Origin of the sequence: Rothia sp. HSID18067 (assembly GCF_003989445.1) — a bacterium.
In the GTDB taxonomy this organism is placed as follows: domain Bacteria; phylum Actinomycetota; class Actinomycetes; order Actinomycetales; family Micrococcaceae; genus Rothia; species Rothia aeria.
Genome location: NZ_RBMF01000002.1, coordinates 26,590 through 47,226 on the forward strand (window position 1 = coordinate 26,590; position 20,637 = coordinate 47,226).

Annotated in this window: 20 protein-coding genes; 4 read left to right on the forward strand and 16 right to left on the reverse strand. The window is 57.0% G+C overall.

Going from position 1 to position 20,637, the window contains the following annotated elements; genetic code table 11:
- Nucleotides 1–9: 9 nt before the first annotated feature.
- The 5 genes from D8M23_RS05195 to D8M23_RS05210 all read right to left on the reverse strand — a co-directional run bounded on the left by D8M23_RS05195 (nucleotide 10) and on the right by D8M23_RS05210 (nucleotide 3,296).
- Nucleotides 10–903 (reverse strand): SseB family protein, encoded by an 894-nt coding sequence (locus D8M23_RS05195; protein ID WP_126853970.1) that lies wholly within the window; start codon nucleotides 901–903, stop codon nucleotides 10–12.
- A complete protein-coding gene (locus D8M23_RS05200) occupies nucleotides 900–1,733 on the reverse strand; it encodes a HisA/HisF-related TIM barrel protein (protein WP_126853971.1) in 834 nt (277 codons plus the stop codon). The genes D8M23_RS05195 and D8M23_RS05200 overlap by 4 nt, the downstream gene beginning before the upstream one ends.
- Nucleotides 1,734–1,743: 10 nt before the next feature.
- Nucleotides 1,744–1,917, reverse strand: a complete 174-nt coding sequence (locus tag D8M23_RS11825; protein ID WP_023132820.1) for a hypothetical protein — start codon at nucleotides 1,915–1,917, stop codon at nucleotides 1,744–1,746.
- Nucleotides 1,918–1,923: 6 nt separating this feature from the next.
- A complete protein-coding gene (locus tag D8M23_RS05205) occupies nucleotides 1,924–2,619 on the reverse strand; it encodes an imidazole glycerol phosphate synthase (RefSeq protein WP_126853972.1) in 696 nt (231 codons plus the stop codon).
- Nucleotides 2,620–2,741: 122 nt separating this feature from the next.
- Nucleotides 2,742–3,296, reverse strand: a complete 555-nt coding sequence (locus D8M23_RS05210) for a LysM peptidoglycan-binding domain-containing protein (RefSeq protein ID WP_161971652.1) — start codon at nucleotides 3,294–3,296, stop codon at nucleotides 2,742–2,744.
- Between the two features lie 375 nt (nucleotides 3,297–3,671).
- On the opposite strand from D8M23_RS05210, the gene lexA reads away from it, so the two are divergent.
- Both lexA and D8M23_RS05220 read left to right on the forward strand, forming a co-directional pair.
- Nucleotides 3,672–4,355, forward strand: coding sequence for a transcriptional repressor LexA (gene lexA / locus D8M23_RS05215; protein WP_006888969.1), 684 nt, complete (start codon nucleotides 3,672–3,674; stop codon nucleotides 4,353–4,355).
- A gap of 105 nt (nucleotides 4,356–4,460) precedes the next feature.
- On the forward strand, nucleotides 4,461–4,829 hold the full coding sequence (locus D8M23_RS05220; protein ID WP_094758307.1) for a VOC family protein: 369 nt from the start codon (nucleotides 4,461–4,463) through the stop codon (nucleotides 4,827–4,829).
- Nucleotides 4,830–4,991: 162 nt separating this feature from the next.
- Here the strand turns inward: D8M23_RS05220 and D8M23_RS05225 are convergent, their stop codons facing one another.
- Together D8M23_RS05225 and hflX are read right to left on the reverse strand one after the other, a co-directional pair.
- A complete protein-coding gene (locus D8M23_RS05225; RefSeq protein WP_174234617.1) occupies nucleotides 4,992–7,001 on the reverse strand; it encodes an ATP-dependent DNA helicase in 2,010 nt (669 codons plus the stop codon).
- A 20-nt stretch (nucleotides 7,002–7,021) separates the two neighbouring features.
- A complete protein-coding gene (gene hflX, locus D8M23_RS05230; RefSeq protein WP_126854437.1) occupies nucleotides 7,022–8,674 on the reverse strand; it encodes a GTPase HflX in 1,653 nt (550 codons plus the stop codon).
- A 158-nt stretch (nucleotides 8,675–8,832) separates the two neighbouring features.
- On the opposite strand from hflX, the gene D8M23_RS05235 reads away from it, so the two are divergent.
- Nucleotides 8,833–9,450 (forward strand): class I SAM-dependent methyltransferase, encoded by a 618-nt coding sequence (locus D8M23_RS05235; protein WP_126853975.1) that lies wholly within the window; start codon nucleotides 8,833–8,835, stop codon nucleotides 9,448–9,450.
- Between the two features lie 48 nt (nucleotides 9,451–9,498).
- Here the strand turns inward: D8M23_RS05235 and dapF are convergent, their stop codons facing one another.
- From dapF to miaB, 4 genes are all read right to left on the reverse strand, one after another.
- The gene (dapF, locus tag D8M23_RS05240; protein WP_094758304.1) at nucleotides 9,499–10,458 is read right to left on the reverse strand and encodes a diaminopimelate epimerase; all 960 of its coding nucleotides are present in this window, start codon (nucleotides 10,456–10,458) and stop codon (nucleotides 9,499–9,501) included.
- A gap of 45 nt (nucleotides 10,459–10,503) precedes the next feature.
- A complete protein-coding gene (locus D8M23_RS05245; RefSeq protein WP_126853976.1) occupies nucleotides 10,504–11,661 on the reverse strand; it encodes an acyltransferase family protein in 1,158 nt (385 codons plus the stop codon).
- Nucleotides 11,662–11,753: 92 nt separating this feature from the next.
- Complete coding sequence (gene miaA, locus D8M23_RS05250; RefSeq protein ID WP_126853977.1) at nucleotides 11,754–12,725, reverse strand: tRNA (adenosine(37)-N6)-dimethylallyltransferase MiaA; 972 nt, start codon at nucleotides 12,723–12,725, stop codon at nucleotides 11,754–11,756.
- A 241-nt stretch (nucleotides 12,726–12,966) separates the two neighbouring features.
- Nucleotides 12,967–14,472 (reverse strand): tRNA (N6-isopentenyl adenosine(37)-C2)-methylthiotransferase MiaB, encoded by a 1,506-nt coding sequence (miaB, locus tag D8M23_RS05255; RefSeq protein WP_126853978.1) that lies wholly within the window; start codon nucleotides 14,470–14,472, stop codon nucleotides 12,967–12,969.
- Between the two features lie 40 nt (nucleotides 14,473–14,512).
- Between miaB and D8M23_RS05260 the strand changes: the two genes are divergently transcribed.
- Entirely contained in the window at nucleotides 14,513–15,823 is a 1,311-nt protein-coding gene (locus D8M23_RS05260; RefSeq protein ID WP_238693770.1) for a hypothetical protein, read from the forward strand.
- Nucleotides 15,824–15,860: 37 nt separating this feature from the next.
- Here the strand turns inward: D8M23_RS05260 and D8M23_RS05265 are convergent, their stop codons facing one another.
- From D8M23_RS05265 to D8M23_RS05285, 5 genes are all read right to left on the reverse strand, one after another.
- A complete protein-coding gene (locus tag D8M23_RS05265) occupies nucleotides 15,861–16,871 on the reverse strand; it encodes a DNA glycosylase AlkZ-like family protein (protein WP_094758299.1) in 1,011 nt (336 codons plus the stop codon).
- A 38-nt stretch (nucleotides 16,872–16,909) separates the two neighbouring features.
- Entirely contained in the window at nucleotides 16,910–18,160 is a 1,251-nt protein-coding gene (locus D8M23_RS05270) for a regulatory protein RecX (protein ID WP_238693771.1), read from the reverse strand.
- 125 nt (nucleotides 18,161–18,285) lie between these two features.
- Complete coding sequence (gene recA / locus D8M23_RS05275; RefSeq protein WP_094758297.1) at nucleotides 18,286–19,395, reverse strand: recombinase RecA; 1,110 nt, start codon at nucleotides 19,393–19,395, stop codon at nucleotides 18,286–18,288.
- Between the two features lie 285 nt (nucleotides 19,396–19,680).
- Nucleotides 19,681–19,902: a DUF3046 domain-containing protein gene (locus D8M23_RS05280; protein WP_006888983.1), complete on the reverse strand. Its 222-nt coding sequence runs from the start codon at nucleotides 19,900–19,902 to the stop codon at nucleotides 19,681–19,683.
- Between the two features lie 162 nt (nucleotides 19,903–20,064).
- Nucleotides 20,065–20,472, reverse strand: coding sequence for a helix-turn-helix domain-containing protein (locus tag D8M23_RS05285; RefSeq protein WP_006888959.1), 408 nt, complete (start codon nucleotides 20,470–20,472; stop codon nucleotides 20,065–20,067).
- Nucleotides 20,473–20,637 lie beyond the last annotated feature (165 nt).

Below are 20,637 nucleotides of genomic sequence, written 5' to 3' on the forward strand. Positions count from 1 at the left end.
AGCCACTATCTATGAAGCCTGTGAAAGTTTTATCTGCACCGAATCCACTAGCTCCGAGATAACCTCGCTAGCAGCAAGCCGCTGCTGAAAATCAGTAATAGTAGCGTCCAGTTGTTCCCGTGTCATGCCTGGTTTCAGCACCAGCGTTATCTCAAGTTCTGGCCCATGACCGCCCCCTGCCAGAATACGCCCCTTAGCAGAACGAGAGTCAACCCCCGCCGCTGCCGCTAACTGCACATCCTCAACCTGAGGCATCAGGCGAATAAGTTGGCGCACATCCTGGGAGACCGCCCCGTGGTTGTATGACGGCACCCACGGTTGTTCTTTAGCAATAGCCCAAATCGCCGGTCGACGCACCACAAATGTGGGGTCTTGCCCCGGGTTCACCACGATCAGCTGATTATTATCTTCCACCGCGCTCAACGATGTTTTACGCATCGAAGCAGCCACAGGACGCGCCTGGGCGTGCCACTGCGTCAAATAGTCCACACAGGTAAAAACAGGCAATGCCCTACGGCCATCTGGTGATTGAATACTCACCAGCGCCATATCTGCTTCTTTGTCTGAGACCAGCCCCTCAGCTGTAAGATGTACCTGAGATAGCTGTGCTACCACAGGAACAAATACCCGGGCCTCACGAAGAGCATCCACCACTGTTGTTTCATTCGCCTCACCCGCTGCAAATGCTTTCAATGCTGCACCAAGGGCAGGTTCTGTCAGCCCATTATCCCCATAAAACTGGTGGGTCTGTGAGGTGCCCTCGCCAAGGTTGCGACCTTTCCATGGCTGGCCCCCGGTATCTGTCTTACGACCGGCGCTACGTAACTGCGCGGCAATATGGGCCGGGAGCTTGCCGTGAAGACTCTGGGGACCGTGGTGTTGGTGATTCCCTCCGCCGCTCATTCACCGCTGCTTTCTGCCTGCTCTGTTGGCGGTTTCCACGCCAGTTGTTCCTGCACACTAACACCTTCCGCAGTACCGTGTGCCACCTGTAGCGCCTGCTCAAGGGTAAAGCGTCCTGTGTAAAGGGCTTTGCCCAGCACCAAGGCCTCCAGACCCTGGGCTGTCATACAACGCAGCACACGAATATCATTAAGGTTTGCCACCCCGCCAGAAGCTATCACCGGTTTCCCGGTCAGCGCCAACACGTGTTGCAGCGGCTCAAGGCCTGGCCCAGATAACGCCCCGTCACGGCTCACGTCAGTAACAACATACCGTTGAGCTCCCGCACGCTCAAGCCACATGATACTCGCGTCCAATGTGTCTCCCCGCCAATCGGTACCGCGGGCAACCACCACACCATCACGGACATCAACCCCAAGGGCCAGTAGTTCGCCATGTTCCTCAAGAACTTGTTCAAGCCAACTGGGCTGTGCCAGTGCCGCTGAGGTGACATTAATACGATCTGGTCTCAAGCTAAGAGCCAACTCAATGCTGCGGTGATCTTTAATACCGCCGCTTACCTGAATCTTTATACGGTTGGAGGTTCTGTCCCGCACCTCATCTATGACCTGTTCCAGCACAGAAGTATTAGTGCCGCAGCCAAAAGCCAAATCAAGATCTACCAGGTGAATCCACTCAGCACCGGCCTCACACCAGGTAATGGCGGCCGCCACGGGATCAATGCTCTGCGAAGTGCCCAACAGCTGCCCGCCCAGCGGACGTACAGCCCGCCCTTCAGAAATATCAACAGCGGGAAGCAGCTGAAGCTTCCCCAAATGCTGAGAGTGCATGAGCAGCCCCTTATGACCCAAAAGTAAAAGCTACATACGCCCCGTACCCAAAAAGCGCCAGAGCGATAAGCCACATAATAACCTGCGCAACTAACGGTAATTTCTGCTTACGAAACGATATTCCCCCACCCGCGAAGAAGGCTCCCACAGTCATGAGTATCAGACCGGAATACATTGGGTTCATGGACGACTAATTCTCCTCAACGTTGTTCTCAACCACTACTGGCATCCGCCCCGTCATAGGTAATGAGGCAACCCACCGGCGCATGAACTCCTCACCGGGCTCTCCCGATGCAATAGGACAAAACTGCACTGCTGTTAGCGGGCCATTCTCAACCGCCGCAATGTACGGCGGCGTAGTCTGTGTCCAGCTCACCGCAGGAGCTCTCATATAGTCAATATTTTGCTCAAACTCCCACCGCAGCACGCCATCTTCGGCCTTGTACCGCAGCGCTCCAGGCAGATTATGAAGCAGGGAACTTTCTTGTGCGGGCACCAGCTGTTGTACACCGAGAGGGGCGCCAACAGCAGCGAGCTTACAGGCATGCCCGGGCCACTCCCCCATACCTTTAACTTCGACGGTACCGGCTGAAGTCGTATCGTCCATTGTCTCGAACAACATGCCAAAAGCTGCCCCCGCAAAAAGCACTGGACGTCCCCCAGCCACACGACGCCCCACCACACGTTCAGCATCGAAAGACTGCACCGTGCGATAAGTCTCAAGAGAGCTTGTATGGCCGGGAATAATCATGCCATCAGCGTCCAACAATTCATTAGAGGTTTTAGTGACAAGAACCTGCGCCCCTGCGCGTCCAAGAGCCTGTGCTAGTTCCCCGAACGTGCCAGGCTCCCCCAAGATCGCAACGACCGGTTGTTCCTGCGCCATCATTCCTCCGATTCATCGCTTTGTACCATAGGCACTGAACCCACAACTTCTAGGGTACAGGGTCTTTTGAGACGGTGCTATTGCACACCCGACCCACAAAATATGTTTCGCATAGCCACTATTTACCGTGCAGGAACCTCCAGCCGTTGACCAGCCTGAAGCTTGGTGTTCTGTAAATCATTCAGTTTAATGATGCGCACAATCGTGTCCCGAGGGTCTGTCTCAGGGTCCGCCTCATGAGCAATATCCCATAGGGTTTGCTCTGCTTTGACAGTAACCACCTTAGTAACTGCCGTAGTCTGCTGTGATGTTCCAGCCTGTGCGCCCTGGGGCGCTAATAGGGTAATGGCACCAAGCACAATGAGGGCCGCAAGTGTGAGCAACGGCAGCCCCAGCAGGAGCATACCCCTGCGGCCCAAACGACTGTGAATATATTTAATGGGCGAAAAGATGCGCCCGCTAGACTGCTGCTGAGGTACTCGAGTGTTACGCGGTGGTTGAGTCACTGAGATCTGTTGAGCCGGGTTCTCAGCCGAACCGCCGCGGTGCGTGGAACGTGCCCGTTCAGCCTGTTGGCGTTCCCGAGCCAGCCGTCGCACGGCCGCCGATGATTTACGTCGGGCGGGGTGAATAACCGTTAGACCGGAAGGAATAGCGGGGCTTACCTGGGTATCCATAACGAGTCCTTTCACTGGCTGGTTGTCATAAAGGTGTTGATGTGGTGATGGGACGAGTAACGAATCATCCCGTTTCTTCGGACGCGGGCTATTAGCAAGACTCTGCACACATGCACCGGATGTATGAGCAATCATGAGCAAACCTCTGCTTTCGAAGATGTGTTCCTTAGATAGAACCGAGTATATCGAATCTCTATTCCAAATTCTAGTAGATGTGTACTAAAAATTTCTTCGAAGATTCGCCGGAAATCTAGAATAAATGTTTGGTTTCTGAGGAAGTTTGTTCTAAAATAGGAGCAACGATCGTTCCATTGGCGCTACGCCGCACGTATCAGTCGCTTCAGCAGGCGCCGCAGTCTAGGAAAGAAGGCACCCATGGCACCCGAGACCCCACGCCCGGCCCTAACTCCGCGCCAACAGAAGATTTTGGACGCTATTCGCACCGAGATTGAGCAGAAAGGGTATCCCCCATCAATGCGCCAAATCGGCGACATGGTGGGTCTTGCATCCCTCTCGTCGGTGACGCACCAGCTGGGGCGACTTGAGAAAATGGGTTATATTCGCCGTGACCCTAAGCTGCCGCGAGCAATTGAGGTACTGGACGCCTCAGGAAACTCCGAACAACGTGCCAATACCCAAGCGCCCAAAGTTCCGGAGCTGCCTACCTTTGAAGTCAGCGACGAGGATATGGTGCCTATCCCTCTGGTAGGTCGCATAGCGGCGGGCGGGCCCATCACAGCAGAGCAATCCGTTGAGGATGTGCTTTCCCTCCCCAAACAGCTGGTTGGCAGCGGCAAGCTCTTTATGCTGCGCGTCAAAGGAGATTCGATGATCGACGCCGCCATCTGTGACGGCGATTGGGTGGTGGTTCGCGAACAGCACACCGCCGATAATGGAGACATTGTTGCGGCTCTTCTTGACGACGAAGCGACCGTCAAAGTATTCCGCCAAGTAGATGGTCATACCTGGCTACTCCCCCGAAATTCCCAATATGAGCCCATACTCGGCGACCGCGCCACGGTGATGGGTAAAGTAGTTTCTGTTCTGCGAAGCATCTAACGGGGACCTTCTGACCTGCGCGCGTTTTTTCTCAAAAGACACAACGCTAGAGGTTCCGTTCCTGCGTATTCAGCCGTCTCATGTCCAGAAAGGAATAACAGCACAATGATTGACCGTGAGATCGTTTTTATTGTCTATGTATCGGATATCAAGGCCTCAGCGTCCTTCTATACGAGCCTTCTAAATCTTGAAGTCAGTTTTACCTCACCACGCTATGTCACCATGGATTTAGCACCGGGAGTCTCGCTAGCGTTGTGGACCGGAGCAAGCAATGCTCTTCATGAAACTTCAATACGTACCTCTGAGGTATGTATAAATCTCAAGGGTTCCGATGCAGAAATCCTCACGCAGTACCAAGCCTGGGTGGAACAAGGGGTTGTCATATTGGAAGAGCCCCATCGTGATGTATTTGGGATGACTTTCGTAGCAAGTGATCTAGATGGGAACCGTATCCGAGTTGCCCCGATAGACTAACTAGTTACTATAGGCAGCCATAAGCGCACAATGCACCAGGTAGGGTACCGTCGAACGGTACCCTACCTTTCTCACATTACATCTATGGACGCTTCGCTACGTTTATGTCTCGGCACCAGTACCGGAATACAACGTGCATTAAGCCCGCGTATCTTATTGCTTTTAGTCAATACTCTGATAGAGCCGTTCTAAAGCACCCAAAACAACATTCTTATCCTGGGTGGTCCAAAGGTTAGGCATCGCCCGCATCAGGTACCCACCGTATCGCTGAGTCGCCAGCCTAGAGTCAAGGATTGCTACTACCCCGCGATCGTGCACGGAACGTATCAATCGCCCTGCCCCCTGCGCCATACGAATCGCAGCATGATACGCCGAAACCGCCATAAAACCATTACCTCGGTTTGCCTGAACAGCCTCAGTACGGGCCTGCACCAACGGGTCGTTCGGCCGTGGGAACGGGATCCGGTCCATCACCACCAACCGGCACGAATCTCCGGGAACGTCAACACCCTGCCATAGGCTCATCGTGCCGAACAGGCACGCATCCATATCCTCAGTGAACTCGTCAACAAGCGCCCGCAGGGACGACTCCCCCTGCAGAAGCACCGTCAAGTCGCTGTGCTGACGCACATACTCTGCGGCCTGCTCGGCCCCTCTCTTCGACGAAAACAAACCCAACGCGCCGCCATTAGCTGCTTCACACAATTCGAGAAGCCGCTGAAGCTGCGGGGTGCTCACCCCAAAACCGGGTTTAGGCAGATCCGCAGCAACATACATGACCCCCTGTTTGGGGTAGTCGAAAGGAGATCCAACATCAATCCCCTCCCAGCGCGGAGCACCCGTACCCATCAGCCCAAGCGCACCGGCAGCAGCGTCAAACGACTCGCCCACCGCAAGTGTGGCACTCGTAAGAATCACCGTGCGATCCTCAAACAAGCCCTCCCGCAGACGAGAACCAATACTCAAAGGCGCAATATGCAAAGTTGCCGGGTCCGTATCATTCGCATCATGGTAACGGCCGTTCTCAAACACCCGGGGGCGAGAAACCCACAGAACCTCCCGGTTCTCGAAAGCTTCAAGGATACGCCCGCTTTCCTCATGCACCTCAGAAACACGCGAACGTGCCATTTGCAGGCCAGCGTCCACCTCTTTCGAATCCGTTTTAGAGTCCGACAGTGCACCTCGGGCGGCGTCATTCACAGCCGACACAGCAGTGAGTAGGCGCCCGTCAAGGCCCTTCAGCAAACCTTCCGGAACCCCCAGAAACGCTTCTTCAAGGGATGAAGCCGCGTCCTCCAAAGCGGCCGGGCTAGCCTTTGAGTTCTTACGAATACCCTGAGCGGCGCGGCGCACCATCGCCGCCGACAGGGATCCGGTGACTGCGCCAGTCACCCGGTCGGCAAGCTCATGCGCCTCATCAATAATGACAATGTCATGCTCAGGCAGCACGCCCAGCCCTTCAAACGAATTAATGGCCAGCAGCGCGTGGTTGGTGATAACAATATCCGATTCGTTGGCGCGGGTACGCGCCATTTCGCTGAAGCACTCCTCAACCATTGGGCAGCGCCGTCCCAAGCATTCTGAGGCACTCACAGACACCTGCGCCCAGGCCCTATCTGAGACACCGGGGCGCACTTCATCACGATCACCAGTCTCGGTGCGTCCCGCCCAGGCACGCAGACGCTGCACCTCCTCGCTCAGGCGAGACGACGCCCCAGAAGATCCAGGGGCTTCGAAGAGAGCCTCAGGCTCCTCTTCAGGGTACCCGCCTTCTAGCTTATGCAGGCACAGGTAATTATTGCGGCCTTTAAGAATCGCCACCTGGGCCTGCGACTCGGGGCGCGGTTCAAGTGCCGCAAGCAGACGCGGAATATCGCGGTTCACGATCTGCGATTGCAAAGCAAGGGTTGCGGTCGCCACAATAATGGGTTTGTTACTGTCGTCAACCTTGTGAAGCGCGGGAATGAGATACCCCAAAGATTTACCGGTTCCCGTGCCAGCCTGCACCAGCAGATGCCGCTCGAGCTCGAAAGCTTGAGCAACATGGGCTGCCATAAGTCGCTGCCCCTCACGTCGCTGACCACCCGTTGCCTCAATCACCTCGTCAAGCAGACGAAGCACAGGCTGGGCCCCCGGTAGGGTCTCGGCTTCAGCACCGGTGGGGGCGCTCACGCTCTCTTGCACTTTAACCCCTAGCTGCCCGAAGCGGCCACCGGTGTTGCGGCAGCATCCGCAAGCTCCGACTCAAGCACCTCTAGCAGTTCCCCGCTAATAACGTATTCTGAAAGCTCAGCGGCGACGTCCTCACGTACCAGTGCGGTGATAAAAGTGCCATCGGAGACAAACTCGGTGCGTTTAATTTCGGCATCCCACGAGTGCAGACGGGAGATGACCTCCCCATGGTCATAAGGGACGAGAAGCTTCACCAGGATGGAAGGGCGCGGGATAGTATCCGCAATCTTCTGTTTGAGTTCGTCAATGCCCTCCCCTGTGCGCGCCGAGACGATGATGTGGTTCAGTTCGCGCTGGCGCATGCGTTCGAGGATAAAAGGATCAGCCGCATCCGCTTTATTGAGCACAATAATCTCGGGTATACGGCGAGCATCTAAATCTGCGATAACCTCACGTACGGCGCGAATCTGCCCCTCAGGGTCTGGGTGAGATGCGTCTACCACATGCAGAATCACGTCTGCATCGGCTACCTCTTCGAGCGTGGAACGGAATGCTTCCACGAGCTGGGTAGGCAGTGAGCGCACGAATCCTACAGTGTCCGAAAGCGTATAGCCGATGCCGTCCGGAGTCTGTGCTTTGCGCACGGTCGGATCCAGAGTTGCGAAGAGTGCGTTCTCCACCAGGACACCGGCGTCGGTCAGGCGATTCAGCAACGACGACTTACCGGCGTTCGTATACCCCGCGATAGCAACCGAGGGTACCCTGTTGCGTTTACGGTTCAGACGTTTTGTTTCACGGGCGGGCGCCATAGCGGCTATTTCGCGCTTGAGCTTTGCCATGCGGGCACGCAGACGGCGGCGGTCCATCTCGATTTTGGTTTCACCGGGTCCGCGTGAACCAATGCCTTCACCGGATGCGGCACGCCCACCTGCCTGGCGTGACAGGGATGCACCCCAGCCGCGCAGACGCGGGAGCATGTATTCGAGTTGGGCAAGTTCGACCTGTGCTTTGCCTTCACGGGACTTCGCGTGTTGAGCGAAGATATCCAGAATCAGGGCGGTACGATCGATCACTTTGACTTTGACGATATCTTCGAGGGCTCGTCGTTGTGAGGGCGCTAATTCAGAATCGACAATCACGGTATCGGCACCGGTTGCCTGCACAATGTCTTTGAGTTCGAGGGCTTTTCCGGAGCCAAGAAAAGTTCCGGGATCTGGTTTGAGGCGGCGCTGAACTAGCCCGTCCAGCACTTCAGATCCTGCGGTTTCGGCGAGTGCAGCGAGTTCTCGCAGGGAGTTCTCAGCATCTTCGACGGTCCCTTCGGTCCATAGCCCGGCGAGAACCACGCGTTCTAGGCGCAGCTGACGGTATTCGACTTCGGTCACATCATCGAGCTCGGTAGAAAGCCCGGCGACTCGGCGTAATGCGCGGCGTTCGGCAAGGTCTTCCTGCTCGCCGTCAAATTCTGAGTGTTCCCGCTGATTATCGGAAATTTCTCGGGCACGGGTATCGAGCACGCGGCGTTGTGCGGTGCTACCGGTGCTTTCGGGGTAGATAGTGGTCTGTGCCGCTGCGTCTGCACGACCCAGGACTCGTTCTACGGTTCGGCGTAGCTGCTCATCACTGGGCAGTTTTTCGCCGGGGTTATTTGTGGTGTTCTCAGTGTTTTGCATTGAATTCATAGGTGGTTTCTATTCTACCGGGCGGATGCAGGGCTGTCGCGGTGTTCCGTTGCCTCATGCCCGCAGCGAAGCAGTACGCTGGAATCGGTGGCTGGTAGGAGCGGGATGCTGCGGGGCGTGGGCGTAATACGTCCCGTACACTGGTAGGCATGAGCGAACAGCATTATTTTTCCTCGTCCCCTGAAACCGAGTTCAAGCCGCGCACGGTTCAGGTTGAGCTGGCGGGCCGTGAAGTTTCTGTAACGACCGCTAACGGTATTTTTAGTCCTTCGGGAATAGACAAAGGGACCGCTGTCCTTCTGGGGCAGGCACCTGCCCCGCACGGGAAATATATGCTCGATATTGGGTGTGGCTGGGGGCCCATTGCGCTATCTTTAACGATGCTCGCCCCGCAGGCTGAGGTTTATGCGGTAGATGTGAATTCCCGTTCGCTCTCGCTCACCGAACAGAATGCCCGCGCTTTGGGGCTGCATAACGTCTCGGTGAGCACCCCCAATGAGGTAGATCCCACGTTACGTTTCGATACTATCTGGTCCAATCCTCCGATTCGCGTGGGTAAAGAGGTTCTGCACGATATTCTGCTCACGTGGCTTCCGCGGCTAGCCCCCGGTGGCGCAGCCTATCTGGTGGTTCAAAAGAATTTGGGGTCTGATTCTTTGCAAAAATGGCTGGATGCGCACTTCTTAGAGCGGTTCGAGGGAGAGTTCACGGTAAGCAGGTACGCTACTTCTAAAGGGTTCCGTGTGCTGGAGGTTCTTCGCTCCTAACCCGCTTCCGTCCCCGGCGCATACAGGTGCACGGGGCGTGGGGTACGGCTAGCTCAGCTGCGCCGTATACACCATCTGTGCGCCCCCAGCGAGGACCACGTGCTCTAGGTCGTCGGGGCCCAGGACGAAGGTCACCGCGAGGGTGCCTCCAGGAACATGTACGAGCCACTCGTCGGGTGCGTCCTCCCCTCCCCAGAAGCGGGTGGCTGCGGCAGCTGCGCACGCGCCTGTGCCGCAGGAGAGGGTCTCCCCCACACCGCGCTCGTGCACGCGCAGACGAATGGCTCCCACTTCAGACTGTTCCCCTGAGACCCCGGTGTCGCCGGAGTCATGCTCCAGTTCGAGAGGCACCACGAACTCCACATTCGTGCCGTTCTCCGGGGCGGGGGTGACCACTGGGGCGACGCCTAGGTCTAGGCCGTCGAGTTTCCCGTCGCTGCCGAGCATGACCACGGTGTGCGGGTTGCCCATAGAGATGGATAAAGCCGGGCGCGGGGTCTTAAGCCCGCGTGCGGAAACCTGCGAGTCTTCACCGCCCTCACGCGCGGCATCACCGTGGATAAAGCTCCAGGGGCCCATATCTACGGCATACCCGGTGTCGGTGCGGGCCACAGTTTTTACCCCGGCGCGGGTGCCAATACTCACGTGCTCCCCCACTTCAAGGCTGATCAACCCCTCGGTGCGCAGATACTCAACGAAGGCGCGCACACCGTTCCCGCACATTTCTGAGATCGTGCCATCGGCGTTGCGGTAATCCATGAACCAGGTGGCCTCGGGGTGTTTTTCCAGGATTTTCTGCCCTGTAGAGAACGTTTCGGTATGCGCAGCGCGAATAAACCCATCGGCGCCCAGCCCGAAATGACGGTCGCACACACGCGCCACCAGATCGGCATCAAGTACCGCCTCGGCTTTGGGGTCAGTGATGAAAATAAAGTCGTTACCGGTGCCCTGCCCTTTAGTGAGGGCGCGCCCGGTAAGATCTGCCCAGGCTGATGCGTTCTCGCTCATGCGTTCGTTGCCCCTTCGTAGTTGTGCGGTGTCTCTGTGAGAATTCTACCGCTTCTGGGGTGTGCTTACCTGCACCAGCACGGGGTGTGCCTCGGTGCCGTCCGCTTCCGTCTGGCGGTCAACGGGCTTAGCGGGCATAAGCTGCCAGTGTTTCAACGCCATAGCCGGTTTTTCGATATACCGCCACGAGAACCAGGCAATAGGCACGGTCACGACAATGGTCAGCAGCGCATTGAGCACCCACCCCAGCGGCTCGCTGCCAAGCATGAGAAGGATCACCTGCACCGGCCACGCGTAGATATACATGCCGTAAGAGATGTCATTCCGGCGGCACAGCGGGACACGGATAAGCGCCCCCAACGCCAAGATACCGTACGCGTAGGCGGGCTGGATAAGCTGTAACACCACGCTAGGGGCTACGAACTGCAGGGCAAAAGGAACCAAGAAACACGCTAAGGCTGCCTGCGGGTGGAGCCTGATTTTATTCCCCCAAACGTACAGGAGTGTTCCCGCGAAAAACATGGGGTACAGGCGTGCCACCTCCCAAAACGTATTGTTTGTCGCCCCGGCGGCGGTAAAAATAAAAAACGGCAGCAGGCTCAACAGGTACACCGTGGGTACCACCCTGTGAAAATTTCGTTTCAACGCGGGCAGGTAGAAGATTGGGATGAGCACCAAGTACCCCAAGAACTCGTAGCTGAGTGTCCATGCCGAGCCATTCCAGGAGTTTTCATAGGGCACATGGGAGGGTCCGTCAAAAAGCGAATACTGCAGGAAGAATAAGTCGAAGTTGTGCCCCACATACTCCAAAGCCCCCTGTGCTGTCCACGGGCTACCTGAGTGCGCGGTATAGTTCGCCAGTGGTGCACCAATGCATACAACAAACAGGATTGAGGCCCAGTAGGCCGGGAAAATACGGAGTATACGCCGTTTCAGGTAGCCGCCGAAGGTGCCGCGCTGGGCGCTATGGGCGATCAGAAAACCAGAGATGCAGAAAAACATGTTCACCGCATAGTCACCCAATAGGTGACTGAGGTTCAGCACAGGTATTGCGCTGGTTGCCTCCACCCCAAGAACCAGGTATGGGGCGTGCGAGATAATCACCGCAACCGCCAGCATTAATCGTATGAAATTTAGGGAGTTCTCACGGCCCAGTAGTGCGTCACGCAGGGTGGGCGGCGAGTGGGCTTCCAGTGTGGTCATAAGTCTTCTTAGGGTTTATTGAGTTGAGCTGCTTCCTAAATTCTAATGTGCCGACGGGCTCCTGTAACAAACCCTACAGGTTGAGTAGTGGTTTAGGCTAGGTTAGCAGAACCTGCAATATGGCCCTGTATGAGCGTGAGCGTATCCTCAAGGAGGGTCGGGGATTCGGCGTCGAACCAGTGCACGCGCGGGTCGGCCCGGAACCAGGTGAGCTGGCGGCGGGCAAACTGGCGGGTAGCAACAGTTGTGTCTTCGATCGCCTGCGCCACCGTGTATGGTTGATCTGCCCCGGATGTTTGGGATTCAAGGGCGCGTAAAAACTGGGCGTACCCGATGGCGCGGGAGGCTGTTTTACCCTGACGTAGCCCCCGAGCAGCAAGCTGCTCAACTTCCGCCAAGAGCCCCGCCTTTTCCATGGCCACCACACGGTCGTGGAGCCGTTCGTGCAGACGAGCACGGTCCATGTTCAGCCCGATCTGCAAAGTGTCGCTCACGTACTCGCGGGTGGGCATAAACGCAGAGAAGGGGCGCCCCGTTACCTCATACACCTCAAGTGCCCGAATAATGCGCCGTTCATCGTTCAGTTTGGCGGCCGAGTCCGGGTCTACGTCCGCCAGGCGTGCCCGAAGCGCCCCGATGCCGTGGGCCCTGCTTTCTTCTTCAAGGCGGGCACGCACCGCAGGGTCGGTACCGGGCAGCTCAAGTTTATCGAGGGCAGCACGCACATAAAGCCCCGATCCCCCCACCAGGATGGGGTATTTTCCACGGCTGGTAATGTCGGCAATAACTTCACGAGCGTGTGCCTGAAACTCGGCAACGGACGCCTCTTCGGTGAGGTCCATAATATCGATCAGATGATGCGCAACACCTTGGGTTTCGGCGGGAGTAATTTTTGCGGTACCGATGTTCATACCCCTATAGAACTGCATGGAATCGGCGTTAATGCATTCACCCCCCAGTTTTTTGGCGAGCGCAACGGCCAGAGCGCTTTTTCCGGTGCCGGTGGGGCCAACGACAGCGAGAATGGGACGAGACGGGGTTTTAGCCGGTGCTGGTGAGGTCATGGGCACCATTCTACCGGCGGGTTCATTGGCTATTGCGAGAATGTGCTGCCGCTAGGCAAGTTCTTTAAGGTGGGGCTGGGAAAGTTCCTTCCCCACCGAGAAACCATTATGAGTGATATAAAACACAAGGTGGAGCAGATTAGGCTCCACCTCGTGAACAGAAAGGATGTACTTATATACTACCGGCAGTTCGGCCACCGGGTCAGGAACGACACTCCCACAATGTGGGGGCTGAGCCGCCTTACTTCGGGCCGATAGTGGGCATGCCAAGCCCCACCGGACCGCCCGAAACCTGGGTAGTTCCGGCACCGCAAGATTCAGCCTGTGAACGGTCCCAGGCGTCCCCGGCTCGGGTGCGGCGAAGCTGATACTGTTCAGCGGTGGGATCTGAAATCAGATGGAACGACCCTGCCTCAGTGATAGGAACGGTTACCATGTCGCCAGGGCGAGGCTCTTCGCACCCAGCAGGTACTGAGAAATGCACGAGGCGCTGATCCGGTCCGCGGCCCGCCAGACGATGCGTCTGCTGCGCTTTACGTCCAGACTCTGCGACAACCATCAGCTCAACGGTCTTACCCAACTGTTTACGGTTCTCTTCGCCCGCAATACGGTCCTGCAGAGCCACTAGACGTTCGTAGCGCTCCTGCACAACATCTTTTGGAATCTGGTTTTCCATAGTCGCCGCCGGGGTGCCGGGGCGAATTGAGTACTGGAAGGTAAACGCTGACGAGAACCGCGCCTGCTCCACCACGCGCAGCGTATCCTGGAAGTCTTCTTCGCTCTCACCGGGGAACCCCACGATAATATCGGTGGTAATGACAGCGTGCGGAATGCGCTCGCGCACCTTCTCTAAAATACCCAAGAATTTCTTGGACCGGTATGAGCGGCGCATGTCTTTGAGCACCTTATCCGATCCCGATTGAAGCGGCATATGCAGAACAGGCATGACGTTCGGGGTTTCTGCCATCGCTTCGATCACATCGTCGGTGAACATAGCCGGATGCGGTGAGGTGAACCGTACTCGTTCCAGCCCCTCAATATCACCGCAGGCGCGCAATAGTTTGGAGAATGCCCGACGGTCCCCAAATTCCACGCCGTAGGAGTTCACGTTCTGCCCAAGCAGAGTTACTTCGATCGCGCCGTCATCGACGAGCGCTTGAACTTCAGCGAGAATATCGCCGGGTCGACGATCTTTCTCTTTACCGCGCAGTGACGGCACGATGCAGAAGGTACAGGTGTTGTTGCATCCTACGGAGATTGACACCCAGCCCGAGTACACATGGTCGCGTTTCGTGGGTAAGGTCGAGGGGAACACCTCAAGCGATTCAAGCAGTTCCGCCTGCGCCTCATGATTGTGGCGGGCGCGTTCAAGGAGCGTGGGGAGCGAGCCAATATTGTGGGTACCGAACACGACATCCACCCAAGGGGCTTTTTCAATAATAGTGTTCTGGTCTTTTTGAGCCAGGCACCCGCCCACGGCAATCTGCATGCCTTTGTGGCGTCGCTTCACGGAGGCCAGCTGCCCCAAATGCCCGTAGAGACGGTTCGATGCGTTCTCGCGCACCGCGCAAGTGTTAAACACCACGAGGTCAGGCTCTTCACCCTCAGCGGCACGCACATACCCGCTCGCCTCCAGAAGGCCCGCCATCCGCTCGGAATCGTGCACATTCATCTGACAGCCAAATGTGCGCACTTCGTAGGTGCGTAGGCTGGTTTGAGGGGATTCTGTGGTTTCGCTGATGGTCATGCTCACGCCTTTAGGGTAACGGATGGGGGATAATGGCTCTATGCAGGTACCCCTTAGTAATTCTTCAACCGGTGACTCAATGGCCCCCGACTCTATAGAAAGTATAGTGACCGGGCTGATCGAATCAGCCATCGGCACTTACTCCCCCGCAAAAAACCACGCCCCCGCCGATTCCGGTACCTTCCGCGAGGACGCCGCACAAGCCATCCTCTGGGCCTGTTCCCTGACAGTCTTCACAGGCAGGGAGCCGCTCGCCGTGACCATTTTGGGCACCGGTATGCGTTCGGTGGTGCTGCGGGTGCAGTACGAGGCAGCGGGTGATGCCCCCTCCACCATGATTCTAAAATGGTACCGGCGGCAGGATTCGGCGAAAAACTCGGGTGGTTTCGGGTACCTGCGGGAACGCCACGGACTGGTGGCTCTTGGGGAGCTGGCCCCCGGGGTATTCCCCCACCTCTACGGCGCTGAGGATGACCTGCGGTGCGTGGCCCTCGAAGACGTAGCGTTTGCCGACGCCCGCGCCGTGGGTGATGCGCTCCTGCCAAGCACAACCCAAACCCCACCCGGATATCTCGCGTTCGCAGTAGACTCATACCTGTCCGTGTGGAACGCACTAGCGGAAGCGGGAGTCAGGCCCCGCGCCGTTGAACGGTACCGTAAAGCACTGGCGAAAGCAGACCGGAAAGCCCAGCACCCCGGTGCTATGCCCTCCCCCGCGCTCGCTGAGAACGGGTTAGCATCGCTATACCCCGAGGCTGACGGGTTGCAGGTCCCCGAAGACGTTGAGCTTGAGGAACTGGGTGAACAGCAGCAGACGCTCATCGAAATGGCCTACCGGTTTCGCCGCGTGGTTCAGCCGTTTTTTACGAAACGCCCCCCGGTGCCTGAGCAGTTCACGCTGAACCGCGGGCAGGTGTACATGTTCTCTTCGGGAGATTTTTCCCCTCACAATGTGCTGTTTGGTTCGGCGCGAGATACGGTGCGGGCTTTCGACGCGGAAGGGGCGTGCATCCACCACCGGGGGTTCCCCTTTGTGGAGGCGATGCTGGGGTTCCCCTCCTCACCGGGGTACCCGAATTATGAGGTGAACCGGGAACGTACCGTACCCCGCCTCTTCGCGGCGCTCTTTGGGGACACCCCATTGGACACGCACCTAGCGGAAGATCTGGCGGTATGCGCCGCCGTGACAGCCTGCACCCTCATGGAGCTGTACTCTCACGGCGAGCGCGCCCATCTGCTGGGGCGTATCCGGCGGCAAAGTGCCGAGCTGATGATGCTGCTCCTACGCACCGGAGATTCGAAAGATACGGCGTTGGTTGATCTGGCCAAGCGCCTGGGGAATGTCAAATAGGCAGAAGATGCTGCTGGACCTCTGAGGCTGATGGCACTTATGTGCTGGCTCGCCCGGTTGCTTCACCGGCGGCAAGCGTAAAATCCCAGCTCATTCCGTTCCAGGTGAGAACCTGCGGACGCAGTTCCTCACGCAATGCAAAACTCTTATCGGCGTACCCCAGCAGATACTCGTCGAAGGCCGGGAGACTAAGCTCTCGGTTGAGTGCATCTCTGAGCTCCGAACGGGTAACGCCTTCTTGCCAGGAACCTACCGCATATTCTTGCCCACCCAGCACAATAGTCTGGGTACGGCGAGCATGTTCAAATGCATACCGGGCATCGGTTATTGTAATCCCAGCCCACCAGCGCAGATCCTCCGCGGTCACCGGCCCGTGACCGCATATATAACGTGTACCCAGTTCAGCCAGTGCCTGTTTTCGCTCGTATTTTGTGCGGGGCACAGGTATGGAGTCACGGTGCACGAAGCTTTCTTCTTTTTCCCGAAGCGGCCCCTGGAGAACCGTGCCCTCACCGCCGTAGAGTCGAATGAGGTGGCTGCGCCGCGATCTTGGCCCGCTATAGCCGTATTCGCACAGAATGGTGTAGAGATCAGTGCGGGTGAGCGGCTCAAGATGTCCCCTGGTTTGTAAAGCGTCATGAAGGTGCTCACGCCACCGTTCGAAGTCTTTGAGCGTAAAGTTACATTGACGCATATAGGCGGGCTGAGGCTTCGCGCCTCGGCCGGCGACAGCAGCATACAGCGAATCTGCACTATTGAGAGTCAAAAAGTGGAGTGTCCCGCGCATGGGCCACGAACGCACAATGCTGTAGTCGTGAATGCCTTCAAGAACTGTGTCAGTACTGCACCCAGCTCGTAGCGCAATGGCGCGCACACCGGCGTTATAGTTTTGCCCCTGAACAGCGTAGAGATGGTCTAAGGCATATACCGCAGCGTTCGTCTCTTGCCGCAGAGTGTCAGCGTCTACTCCTATATCGCGATGCGCTGCGCTTGGGGCGAGGAGCTGGGCGATCATACGCCTGGCACGAAGTTCTTGTAACGGCTGCATAGATAATCTCGTATCGGTCGCGGCTCTCGTCAGACAGCTCAGCTGCCTTCTTCCCACTCGCTGCGGTACCTCTCGATTTCTTCTTTCACCACCGAGAAAGCCACCGACGAAGAATACCCGCGGCGGGCTAGCATCCCTACCAGGCGACGCATGATTTTCTCCTTCTCGGTACGGTCTGAGAAGTTCATGGCGGGCCGCAGTTTTTTGCGCACTAATTCGGCGGCGTCACGGCGTTCGTCCTCATCGGTGCGTGCAGCAAGTGCCTCTTCGGCAAGGTCACCGGTAATTCCTCGCTCTTTGAGCTCACGGCGCAGGGCACTTCGGGAAAGCTTTTTGCCCGTGCCCCGCTGGGTTACGAAGGAACGCGCGTACTCGGCGTCATCAATCAGGTGCGCCGCCTCAAATTTGTCAAGGAGTGGTTCGATCAGCTCAGCCTCAAACCCTTTAGATTCCAGTTTTTTGTGCAGCTGCGCGCGGGATTTCGCCGAATACGCCAGCTGGTTATAGACAATGGTTTTCGCCCGCGTATATGGGTCTGTTTCTTCTCGACGTGCTTGAGTGCTCGCGGCGCGCCCACGGGTCCCGGGGATTTTCTGGTTTTCTTCGGCCGCGATACCCCGAATGAGTGTCTCCTCTTCGGGGGTGAGGGCATCGTTTAAGGCGCTCCCTTCACGGAAAAGACGCCGGGTTCCAGCTTTTCGTTGCGGGTTGTGGGTGCGTGAATTTGCCTGTTCTGACGAACGCTGAGCCCCGATTGCTGGGGCGAACGGAGAGTTGTTATTGCGGGGGCGACGGAACCCTTTTTTCCTGTCGGGGTTATAACGGCGGGCCGTGCGTGCTGGCTGACTGGTATTTTCTGCCTTGTGGGTCCTGCCCGCGGAACGTGCCGCAGGGCGTGAGGTATTGTCTGTTCCCACCCCCGGTGCTGTCTCTTCTGCCGGGGTAGTATGCGGAGGTGTTACGTCAGCAGATAATGTGCTTGGGCCGATGCCCGAACCTATACCCAGTGCATCTTCGTCAATTCCAAGGGCAGCCGGGTGCCACTCAGGAAAGTCTGTGCTTTGGTGAGCCCTCTGGCTGTTCGGTTTCTCTTCCCGCTGCTTTTCGCTGTTGTTCTGGCGGAGACACGGAGTGTCTAAGGGAGGCTCCGGAGTGTTTTCCACCTCAGCCTTCCCCCACCATTGGGCAGGAGGGGTGGGTTCTGAATGCTGCTGCGGCCGCTGCTTCTGTGCACGGTCGGAGGCCAGCAGAGGGTTCTCGCCCCAGGCGTCCGCTAACCAGTCGCTCATTCGTTTCCCTTCCCACACCCTGTAATGTTTAGTTCCTGCTGAATACCATGATGTCTTTACAGCACTTATGCGGTGTGTGCCGCGTACCCTGATGCGGGTTACGCGGCACACGCTCGGCATACTTATTAGATTTCCTCAGCGATTTCGTCCAAGGGATCAACCTCGGGGGCGGCACCGGCCTCCTCAGCGGTTTCCTCTTCCTCAGGCTCGATAACTCCCAGTTTCACCAGTACCTTGTACTGCAGTTCTTCGGTGAGTTCGGGGTTGTCCTTAAGCAGTTTACGCACGTTCTCACGTCCCTGCCCCAGCTGCTCCCCTTCATAGGTGAACCAGGCACCGGATTTCTTCACAATATCGTGTTCCACCGCCAAGTCAAGAATGCCGCCTTCAACCGAGATACCTTCACCGTAGAGAATGTCAAACTCAGCCTGTTTGAAGGGCGGGGCCATCTTATTCTTCACAATCTTGGCACGCGTGCGGTTACCAATCGGGTTTGCGCCATCTTTGAGGGTCTCGATACGGCGAATATCAATACGTACTGAAGCATAGAACTTCAAGGCTTTACCGCCGGTGGTGGTCTCGGGGGACCCAAAGAACACGCCGATTTTTTCACGGAGCTGGTTAATGAAGATGGCGGTGGTGCCGGTTGCCGACAGGCGCCCAGTAATCTTGCGCAGCGCCTGGCTCATGAGGCGTGCCTGCAGACCCACATGCGAGTCACCCATATCGCCTTCAATCTCGGCGCGTGGGACCAATGCGGCAACAGAGTCCACCACAATAATGTCGATGGCGCCGGAGCCAACCAGCATATCCATAATCTCAAGCGCCTGCTCACCGGTATCCGGCTGGGAGACCAGCAAGGCATCAGTATCAACACCCAATTTTGCTGCGTACACCGGGTCAAGTGCGTGCTCGGCGTCAATAAAAGCGGCCACCCCGCCAGCTTTCTGTGCGTTCGCTACAGCGTGAAGGGCCACAGTGGTTTTACCGGAGGATTCAGGGCCGTACACCTCAATAACGCGCCCGCGCGGCAGACCACCAATGCCCAGGGCCGCATCTAGAGCGATGGCGCCGGTGGGGATTACTTCAGTCTTAGTGGTTTCTTTATCCCCTAGGCGCATCACGGCACCCTTACCGTAGTTCTTATCGATTTTCGCCATGACGGCTTCGATAGCCTTGGCGCGGCCCTCCTCGGGAACGCGGGATACGCTCTCAGCTTTGTTGTTCTTTGCCACGGTTGTTACCTCGTTTTCTCTGCGTGGTTCTAACACTTATGGGGATGCTGGTTATCCCCTTCGTGCACCACTGTAGGGGCCGCCCCTGACGGTTTAAGACCGGTTTGCGGATTTTGTGGATAAGTCCGTCAAAAGGTCTGCAAAAAATTTCTTCGTGGATAAGCCTACCATGTATCGAACAAAATTTCTAGAAAATAGCACAGGCTTTCGATAAGGAGTGTAGTACCCCTATATTGCGCTACATTCAGCCCGCCCAACAAATACCAACAAAGCGCCGCCTCACCTCTAACTACTTGGCTTAATATCCGGCCCCAGCCTGCGCTCTAAGGGAATGTCTTGCGTATCGCAAATCGCCAGCCACACACGGCGCGGATCAACGCCTTTTTCCAGAGCCTCCAAGGCGGTCAGCTGCCCCAACTGCCCCAGCACCAGGTCTGCGGCAAGCACCCGGGCGTACCCCCGACCGAATTCATGCTCCATACACAGCCAAAATTCACTCAGCTTCACGCGGATCTCCTCATCCCACCGTCTACATGACAGACTATGACGCTTATAACCAGCACGCAGTGCCCAAAACCCACACCTGCTCGCGCACCCCACCTGCACAACGGACACAAAGCGGGCGGGCCGCACACCCACCGGTGTACGACCCGCCCACAAGAGCCTCGTTTAGAGGGAAGCCATTGCGTAATCATTCCTGTACTGCTCGGCCAGCTCGGCGGGAACAGTATCGGGAACATGAACGCCCTCAAGAATAGCCATGCGGTCAGCGACCTCACGGAGCATCTGGTACATAGGGGTCTCCAAAGCCTGGCAAATCCACGCCAGAAGCTCGGATGACGCCTCCTTCTGACCGCGCTCTACCTCACTGAGGTAGCCAAGAGAAACACGTGCACGCTGGGACACCTCACGCAGGGTACGGCCCTGGCGCTGACGGATATCGCGCAAAACCTCGCCGATAGCCTGACGGAGGGGAACCACCTTCGCCTCCTCAACGGCGGGAGCCGCTTTCTTAGGTGTGGTGTCTACTTCCTTCCACCTGGTAATACCATTGATTGAAACGCGCTGCTTGGTCATGCCTTGTTCTCCTATTGCGTAGTTGCACCCGACACGCGGGTATGTACTCGATTAAGCCTAACCTATTTTTCGCTTCAAGGCTAGAGAACCTCTCTCATTTGGCTTGTAACTATTCAAACTCATAAAACTGTGCGGTTATTCCCACTGAGCTGAATAGCAGCTGAG

What these genes read in the sequence shown, in the direction of transcription:
- D8M23_RS05195 (WP_126853970.1), bottom strand. Translation starts at nt 903, where the DNA reads ATGAGCGGCGGAGGGAATCACCAACACCACGGTCCCCAGAGTCTTCAC.
- D8M23_RS05220 (WP_094758307.1), top strand. Translation starts at nt 4,461, where the DNA reads ATGATTGACCGTGAGATCGTTTTTATTGTCTATGTATCGGATATCAAG.
- miaB (WP_126853978.1), bottom strand. Translation starts at nt 14,472, where the DNA reads ATGACCATCAGCGAAACCACAGAATCCCCTCAAACCAGCCTACGCACC.
- miaA (WP_126853977.1), bottom strand. Translation starts at nt 12,725, where the DNA reads ATGACCTCACCAGCACCGGCTAAAACCCCGTCTCGTCCCATTCTCGCT.
- D8M23_RS05270 (WP_238693771.1), bottom strand. Translation starts at nt 18,160, where the DNA reads ATGAGCGACTGGTTAGCGGACGCCTGGGGCGAGAACCCTCTGCTGGCC.
- D8M23_RS05245 (WP_126853976.1), bottom strand. Translation starts at nt 11,661, where the DNA reads ATGACCACACTGGAAGCCCACTCGCCGCCCACCCTGCGTGACGCACTA.
- D8M23_RS05200 (WP_126853971.1), bottom strand. Translation starts at nt 1,733, where the DNA reads ATGCACTCTCAGCATTTGGGGAAGCTTCAGCTGCTTCCCGCTGTTGAT.
- D8M23_RS11825 (WP_023132820.1), bottom strand. Translation starts at nt 1,917, where the DNA reads ATGAACCCAATGTATTCCGGTCTGATACTCATGACTGTGGGAGCCTTC.
- hflX (WP_126854437.1), bottom strand. Translation starts at nt 8,674, where the DNA reads ATGCAAAACACTGAGAACACCACAAATAACCCCGGCGAAAAACTGCCC.
- D8M23_RS05285 (WP_006888959.1), bottom strand. Translation starts at nt 20,472, where the DNA reads ATGACCAAGCAGCGCGTTTCAATCAATGGTATTACCAGGTGGAAGGAA.
- lexA (WP_006888969.1), top strand. Translation starts at nt 3,672, where the DNA reads ATGGCACCCGAGACCCCACGCCCGGCCCTAACTCCGCGCCAACAGAAG.
- dapF (WP_094758304.1), bottom strand. Translation starts at nt 10,458, where the DNA reads ATGAGCGAGAACGCATCAGCCTGGGCAGATCTTACCGGGCGCGCCCTC.
- D8M23_RS05265 (WP_094758299.1), bottom strand. Translation starts at nt 16,871, where the DNA reads ATGCAGCCGTTACAAGAACTTCGTGCCAGGCGTATGATCGCCCAGCTC.
- D8M23_RS05235 (WP_126853975.1), top strand. Translation starts at nt 8,833, where the DNA reads ATGAGCGAACAGCATTATTTTTCCTCGTCCCCTGAAACCGAGTTCAAG.
- D8M23_RS05260 (WP_238693770.1), top strand. Translation starts at nt 14,513, where the DNA reads ATGCAGGTACCCCTTAGTAATTCTTCAACCGGTGACTCAATGGCCCCC.
- D8M23_RS05210 (WP_161971652.1), bottom strand. Translation starts at nt 3,296, where the DNA reads ATGGATACCCAGGTAAGCCCCGCTATTCCTTCCGGTCTAACGGTTATT.
- D8M23_RS05205 (WP_126853972.1), bottom strand. Translation starts at nt 2,619, where the DNA reads ATGGCGCAGGAACAACCGGTCGTTGCGATCTTGGGGGAGCCTGGCACG.